1 protein-coding gene is annotated in these 2,336 nt (G+C 45.3%); it reads left to right on the top strand.

Translation table 11 applies throughout. From position 1 onward, the window contains the following. Positions 1-367: 367 nt before the first annotated feature. Positions 368-2,336, top strand: a 1,969-nt coding sequence (locus A1D16_RS03035) for a WGR domain-containing protein (protein WP_290707690.1), incomplete at its 3' end; no start/stop codon positions are given.

Below are 2,336 nucleotides of genomic sequence, written 5' to 3'. Positions count from 1 at the left end.
TTCGAGTCCCGTCCGGTCCGCAAGAAGCGTCTCAGCAGAGGCGCTTTTTTGTTTTGAGCGTATTTTCAACAGACCAACATAGCTCCCCTAATTGCTGAAGGCAATTATTTCAATAAGCATAAGATCACCAGGGCGGTCGCTATTCAGCGAAATGAAACTATTTCATTTCCACTTAACTTACCTGTAAGCTGATGAAAAAACGACCTGATTGGTGGTTGAAATACCAGGCAATTCATTGGTTCGGCAGAAAAATCGTTAGCTACCACCGGATGTAGAATTTACTGCCAATAAAATGATGCTGGGTTGTACCGTAAAATAGGGCCGTTTTTTCTATCTTTCTGCATTAAGCTAATATACCATGCGGCTGGTGAAACAAACGATCCTGTATTTTAAAGAAGGCAATTCCGACAAAACCTACGAAATCGACCTCTGCGAACTTGGCTTTGACCGCTATATAGTCAATTTCAGGTATGGCCGAAGAGGTGGCCAACTAAAAGAAGGCTCCAAAACACCGGTACCTGTTTCTCTTACCGAAGCGGAAAAAATTTTTGATGCCGTGGAAACTGAAAAAATGCAAAAAGGGTATACCACAAACCCTGAGGCGGTTTCCACAATTGCTGCAAAAGCTGTATTTACACTACAAAATCTTCCACCGGTATCGTTAGACTGGCAATCGCTGCCTCCCGGTAAAGAAAAAGCCATCCTGCAGCGGTTGCACAACGCCGTTACAAAACAGCCCGCATCCAACCGTACAAAATGGAAACTGTCACGGGTTGTATGGAAAGCCGGTGCAGCACAGCTCAAAGACGCGGTTCCCTATCTCACCCACCTGTTCAACCAGCAGGAGAGCATGTTGCAATATTCCTGTTGCTGGGCATTGGCCCGTTCAGGCAACCCTTCCGCTATTCCGGCCTTGCAGCAAATCTTTACCGCCAAGCCCTCCAAACTGCTTAGCCAGTTAGCCGGAGCCGGCTTATTGAAGCTACTCGAAGGATTGGAGCGAGACCAGCATATTCAACATTTCCACAACTCCCTGCCCGATTCTTTTAAAGCAATCATCGACCGCCGCCAGGAAACGGAACTTGATAAACTCGTACAAGAACGGATCAGCGAGGTGGAACCCAGTTATCCCTGGATTGAAAAACTCTATCTGTTATCGTTCGACAAAAAATGGATCCGCCCGGTGGTAAAAAACCTGCTCCAACGCATTGAACTAAAAGCTGGTTATTTTAAACATATCCGTACTATTTATAAATGGGCAGAAATGCTGAACGATTTTGAAGTGCTCGGCTTATTGTCCAGCCGCTTTGAACGGGAGCCGCAACAATACACCCATTTTCTTTCAGCTGCAGAAAGAAAAAAGAAAAACACCTATATACCGCTATTGGAAGACTACGTTAAACTCTCTGTTGAACAGGCAAAGACCACCACCAAACTTGCCTACTCCAATAAAACCAGAAATTATCTCCATAGACGAACATTAAAGAATCTTATTGCAACGGGTAAAGCAAATAATACCGACTACGTTAAACTGGCAACTGCCCTGCTTATATCCTATACCAAAAACCTGGACGAAAAAGAAGCCTACACAGAATATACCTATAGCTGGATCAATAACCGGTACCAGCGGATAGAACTGCGATTTCCAGCCAACGCACAAGCTGTTTATCTTCACCAGATTCTTAACGGAAACAATGCTGCCATGAAGCTTGTTTCCGGAAATCGCTACCAATTCATTACGGAGGCTGTCCGTACGGCCAAAAGCCCCGATGAACAGTCTTCGGGAATTGTACAATTTATAACCCGCCTATTCCGGCGAAATAAACCAGCTGCCCAGTTACCTGCAACTCCCCCCATACCACCCGTTTCAGAAAAAGATGCAGCCATCCCATTCCTGCATTTATGGAACCAAATGCCGCAGGCTTATATTCAATTATTGATAGATGCAGAACTGGAACAGGTGCATCAATTTGCAGCCCATCAATTAGCGCAACACCCCCGTTATGCAGAATTAATCCAAAAAATTGATGTATCCACCGCCATCAGGTTAATCGGTTCAGCCTTTGCCCTTCCTGCAGAGTTTGGCTTTAACCTGGTAAAAGCAAGGTTTCCACAAGGGTCAAAAGACATCAACCTCCTGCTTGCGCTCTTAAATTGCCCTATTGATAATGCCCGGGCAACTGCAAGAAGATGGGTAGAAGCCGAGCCTAACGATTTCATTACTGCCGCCGATTTTATGATACCGGTGCTTTTTTCCATACAGGATGATACCAGGAACTGGGGAAAAGACCTGCCGAAGAACAAGTTTTTACCGGACGCTACCAAGGAACTACTGG

The sequence above is a fragment of the Flavihumibacter sp. CACIAM 22H1 genome (assembly GCF_001601815.1).
GTDB lineage: Bacteria > Bacteroidota > Bacteroidia > Chitinophagales > Chitinophagaceae > Flavihumibacter.
The sequence above is the reverse complement of the archived record's forward strand: the minus strand, read 5'-3'. Positions and strand labels throughout refer to the sequence as shown.